This is a genomic window from Collinsella aerofaciens (genome assembly GCF_015555045.1).
Taxonomy (GTDB): Bacteria; Actinomycetota; Coriobacteriia; order Coriobacteriales; family Coriobacteriaceae; genus Collinsella; species Collinsella aerofaciens_W.
In genome coordinates this window covers 1-5,389 of record NZ_JADNJQ010000049.1, presented here as the reverse complement: position 1 = coordinate 5,389, position 5,389 = coordinate 1, and the positions used below count along the sequence as shown (strand labels likewise).

The window sequence follows — 5,389 nt, the reverse complement described above, 5'->3', positions numbered from 1 at the left end:
AAAAAGGGGGAGGCCGCGAGGCCTCCCCCTTCTCAGTTCAAGCGTACGGCTCGGTGCCGTCCACCGGTCAGCGGCGCCCTGGCCTCCCACGGGCTGACCCCGCAGTACTCTCGGCGCGATGGGGCTTAGCTTCCGGGTTCGGAACGGGACCGGGCGTGCCCCCCATGCTCTGGCCGCTGACCGGTGGGCGGCGCCCACCGTTACGGTGTCCTGGGTCTCACCTTACACGTGCCCTGGGGGCCGCATGGCGTATAGGAAAGATGACTCGGGGGCATCCTCGTGCCCGGACCGCGCATGAGCGCTTGTCCCGCGGGCCGCGAGGTGCGGTTCCGGAAGAGCTCGGGCGATTAGTGCGGCTCGGCTGAGGACGTCGCCGCCCTTGCACCTGCCGTCTATCGACCAGGTAGTCTACCTGGGCCCTTACCGGAAGGAGAACTAATCCCTGGAACGGCTTCCCGCTTAGATGCCTTCAGCGGTTATCCGCGCCGCACGCGGCTACCCGGCCGTGCCGTTGGTCGACAACCGGTTCACCGGAGGTGCGTCCACCCCGGTCCTCTCGTACTGGGGGCAGCCTCCATCGATTCTCCTGCGCCCACGGAGGATAGGGACCGAACTGTCTCACGACGTTCTGAACCCAGCTCGCGTACCGCTTTAAACGGCGAACAGCCGTACCCTTGGGACCTGCTCCAGCCCCAGGATGCGATGAGCCGACATCGAGGTGCCAAACCTTGCCGTCGATGTGGACTCTTGGGCAAGATCAGCCTGTTATCCCCGGAGTACCTTTTATCCGTTGAGCGACGGCCCACCCACTCGGGGCCGCCGGATCACTAGAGCCTGCTTTCGCACCTGCTCGGCTTGTGGGCCTCGCAGTCAAGCCCGCTTGTACTCTTGCATTCAAAAGGACGGTTGCCGACCGTCCCGAGCGGACCTTCGCGCGCCTCCGTTACCCTTTAGGAGGCGACCGCCCCAGTCAAACTGCCCGCCTGGCACGGTCCCCGAGCCGGTTGACGGCCTCGGGTTAGGACGCCGGTCGCGCGAGGGCAGTATTCCAAGGGCGGCTCCCCGGGGGCTGGCGCCTCCGGATCTTCGCCTCCTGCCTATCCTCTACACGCGGGACCAGCGGCCAATGCCAAGCTGCAGTGAAGGTTCACGGGGTCTTTCCGTCCTTCCGCGGGTAAGTCGCATCTTCACGACCAGTGCAATTTCACCGGGTCCATGGTCGAGACAGCGCCCAAGTCGTTGCGCCTTTCGTGCAGGTCGGAACTTACCCGACAAGGAATTTCGCTACCTTAGGACCGTTATAGTTACGGCCGCCGTTTACCGGGGCTTGGCTTCGGGGCTTCGCTCGAAAGCTAACTCCTCCGCGTGACCTTCCGGCACCGGGCAGGCGTCAGACCCTATACGTCGCCTTGCGGCTTCTGCAGAGTCCTGTGTTTTTGGTAAACAGTCGCTTGGGCCTCTCCACTGCGGCCCGCCTCCGCTCCCGGAGCAAGTCCGTTCACGTACGCGCGGGCACCCCTTCTCCCGAAGTTACGGGGCCATTGTGCCGAGTTCCTTGACCATGGTTGACCCGATCGCCTCGGTATGTTCTACCCACCCACCTGTGTCGGTTTGCGGTACGGGCGCGCACGCGCCTGCCTAGGGGTTTTTCTAGGGACCTCGGGCTCACTCGCTTCGCTCAGTCGCTTCGTCCGGAGCCTCGCCCTTCTGCGGACCGGATTTCCCTGGTCCGCGGGCCGCGCTCCATCACGGGGACGTCCAGAACCCCGCCGAGCCACCCCCATCCGTCGCCCCGTCGGTCGTAGCGCCGCGTGCGCGGTGCAGGAATGTCTGCCTGCTGCGCGTCGGCTACGCCTACCGGCCTCGCCTTAGCCCCCGACTGACCCTGGGAGGATTAGCCTTGCCCAGGAAACCTCGGGTTCACGGCGGACGAGTTACTCTCTCGTCTCTCGCTACTCATGCCAGCATTCTCACTCCCATGCGCTCCACCGTCGGTCGCCCTCCGGCTTCTCCGCCCATGGGAAGCTCCCCTACCGATTCTGTAAATCAAAATCCCGCCGCTTCGGTGTCCAGCTTAGCCCCGTGTATTGTCGGCGCATGTCCACTCGACCAGTGAGCTGTTACGCACTCTTTGAATGGATGGCTGCTTCTAAGCCAACATCCTGGTTGTCTGGGCGGACGCACATCCTTTGCCACTCGGCTGGAACTTGGGGACCTTAGCGGGCGGTCCGGGCTGTTTCCCTCTCGAGCACACAGCTTAGCCCACATGCTCTGACTGCCGCGCTCTGGGCCGCCGGCATTCGGAGTTCGGTTGGATTCGGTAGGCGGCGAAGCCCCCTCGTCCATCCGGTGCTCTACCTCCGGCGGTGAACGCGCGACGCTAGCCCTAAAGCTATTTCGGGGAGAACGAGATATCTCCGGGTTTGATTGGCCTTTCACCCCTATCCGCAGGTCATCGCCGCCGTTTTCAACCGACGTGCGTTCGGCCCTCCACGGGGTCTTACCCCCGCTTCAGCCTGCCCACGGATAGCTCACCCGGCTTCGCGTCCGCGGCGCGGGACTCAAGTCGCCCTGTTAAGGCTCGCTTTCGCTCCGGCTCCCTTTCGGTTAACCTCGCCCCGCGCCAGCGACTCGCTGGCTCATTCTACAAAAGGCACGCCGTCACACCATAAAGGTGCTCCGACTGCTCGTGGGCGCACGGTTTCAGGTACTGTTTCACTCCCCTCCCGGGGTGCTTTTCACCTTTCCCTCACGGTACTGGTGCGCTATCGGTCACAGGGTAGTACTCAGGCTTGGATGGTGGTCCACCCAGGTTCGGACCGGGTTTCACGTGCCCGGCCCTACTCAGGGACCGCGTCGCGCCGTCCGGTCTGGGTTCGCGTACGGGGCTGTCACCCGCTGCGGCCGGCCCTCCCATGCCGTTCCGCTCCCCAGCCGGACCTGCGCCCGGGGGCGGCAGCCCCCGGATGCGCGGCCCTGCAACCCCGTCGGCGGAACCCCTGCCGGGTATGCCCGCTCGACGGTTTGGCCATCGGTCCCCTTTCGCTCGCCGCTACTCGGGGAGTCTCGAGATTGATTTCCTCTCCTCCGGGTACTTAGATGTTTCAGTTCCCCGGGTTGTCCTCCCCACCCTTATGTGTTCGGGGTGGGGATATGCACACTGCTGTGCATGGGTTCGCCCATTCGGAGACCCCCGGGTCGAAGGATGTGTGCTCCTCGCCGGGGATTATCGCAGCTTGCCGCGTCCTTCATCGGCTCCCTGTGCCAAGGCATCCGCCGTGCGCCCGTGGTATCTTGCGGGACCGCATCGGGCCCGCGGGATATCCACGTGTCGCTAATTAAGTTAATTAATCGATATCATGAATAGCGCTCGTATGTCGCAATTCGGGTATCTCATACCGCGGCACAGTGTCTTCACTGTGCTCGCGATCAGATGCTCCTCACTCATAAATAAGTGAATTCTTCTTGTTTGGATCGGATGAATGATTGCTATCATTCTGTCTGATAAATCGCAGAAAAGAATCGAGTCTGGAAGATGAATCTCTTCCATCTCTCTCCTATCGCTATGCGGCTCTCAAGGTACGCGGGTGCGACCCCGGGGACCGGGTGCTGCGGGGACTTATCCTGGCGGACATCTACCGGACGGGCTCCTGCCCTCCATTCGAGTTAAAGTGTTTTCTCTCTAGAAGATTTATCTCCCTAGAAAGGAGGTGATCCAGCCGCACCTTCCGGTACGGCTACCTTGTTACGACTTCACCCCCCTCACCCTCCACACCTTCGGCGCCTCCCCCCTCTCGGTTGGGCCGGCGACTTCGGGTGCAGACGACTCGGGTGGTGTGACGGGCGGTGTGTACAAGGCCCGGGAACGCATTCACCGCGGCATGCTGATCCGCGATTACTAGCAACTCCGACTTCATGGGGGCGGGTTGCAGCCCCCAATCCGAACTGGGGCCGGCTTTCCGGGATCCGCTCCCCCTCGCGGGGTGGCATCCCTCTGTACCGGCCATTGTAGCACGTGTGCAGCCCAGGGCATAAGGGGCATGATGACTTGACGTCGTCCCCGCCCTCCTCCGCCTTGACGGCGGCGGTCCCGCGTGGGTTCCCGGCATCACCCGATGGCAACACGCGGCGGGGGTTGCGCTCGTTGCGGGACTTAACCCAACATCTCACGACACGAGCTGACGACAGCCATGCACCACCTGTATGGGCTCCTCTCGGCCACGGGGTCTCCCCCGCTTCACCCATATGTCAAGCCCTGGTAAGGTTCTTCGCGTTGCTTCGAATTAAGCCACATGCTCCGCTGCTTGTGCGGGCCCCCGTCAATTCCTTTGAGTTTTAGCCTTGCGGCCGTACTCCCCAGGCGGGACGCTTAATGCGTTGGCTGCGGCACGGGGGGATCGTCCCCCCACACCTAGCGTCCATCGTTTACGGCTGGGACTACCAGGGTATCTAATCCTGTTCGCTCCCCCAGCTTTCGCGCCTCAGCGTCGGTCTCGGCCCAGAGGGCCGCCTTCGCCACCGGTGTTCCACCCGATATCTGCGCATTCCACCGCTACACCGGGTGTTCCACCCTCCCCTACCGGACCCAAGCCGCGGAGGTTCCGGGGGCTTCGGGGGGTTGAGCCCCCCGCTTCGACCCCCGGCCTGCCGGGCCGCCTACGCGCGCTTTACGCCCAATGAATCCGGATAACGCTCGCCCCCTACGTATTACCGCGGCTGCTGGCACGTAGTTAGCCGGGGCTTCTTCTGCAGGTACAGTCTTGACTCTTCCCTGCTGAAAGCGGTTTACGACCCGAAGGCCTCCGTCCCGCACGCGGCGTCGCTGCGTCAGGGTTCCCCCCATTGCGCAAGATTCCCCACTGCTGCCTCCCGTAGGAGTCTGGGCCGTGTCTCAGTCCCAATCTGGCCGGTCGGTCTCTCAACCCGGCTACCCGTTGTCGGCACGGTGGGCCGTCACCCCGCCGTCTACCTGATGGGCCGCGGAGCCATCCCCTCCCGTCGGGGCTTTAGCCGGGGTGCCATGCGGCACCCCGGGGTATCCGGTATTACCCGTCCTTTCGGGCGGCTATCCCGGGGGAGGGGGCAGGTTCTCCACGTGTTACTCAGCCGTTCGCCACTCGCTTCCCTCCGGAGAGGGGTGCCGTTCGACTTGCATGTGTTAGGCGCGCCGCCAGCGTTCATCCTGAGCCAGGATCGAACTCTCCGTCCAAAATAAATGGGCTTCGAGCCCGTCCGGTCCTCTCAGTCATTCGCTGATCGGTTCCGTTCGATTCATATGGTTCTAGTATAGGAAAAGGAATTTCTCGGGGCCGCCTCTCGGCGGCCTTGCGAAAAACAAATCCAAGTTAGACCATTTCAAATGGTTCGATGTCTGCCCGGATGCGACACT

The 5,389-nt window shown here is 63.3% G+C and carries 3 rRNA genes; all 3 read right to left on the bottom strand.

Annotated elements, in window-relative coordinates:
- Positions 1 to 65: 65 nt before the first annotated feature.
- The 3 genes from rrf to I2E45_RS10155 all read right to left on the bottom strand — a co-directional run bounded on the left by rrf (position 66) and on the right by I2E45_RS10155 (position 5,209).
- Positions 66 to 181 (bottom strand): 5S ribosomal RNA (gene rrf / locus I2E45_RS10165).
- Between the two features lie 146 nt (positions 182 to 327).
- A 23S ribosomal RNA gene (locus I2E45_RS10160) occupies positions 328 to 3,300 on the bottom strand.
- A 403-nt stretch (positions 3,301 to 3,703) separates the two neighbouring features.
- A 16S ribosomal RNA gene (locus I2E45_RS10155) occupies positions 3,704 to 5,209 on the bottom strand.
- The 16S, 23S and 5S rRNA genes sit together here, the layout of an rRNA operon.
- Positions 5,210 to 5,389: the final 180 nt, after the last annotated feature.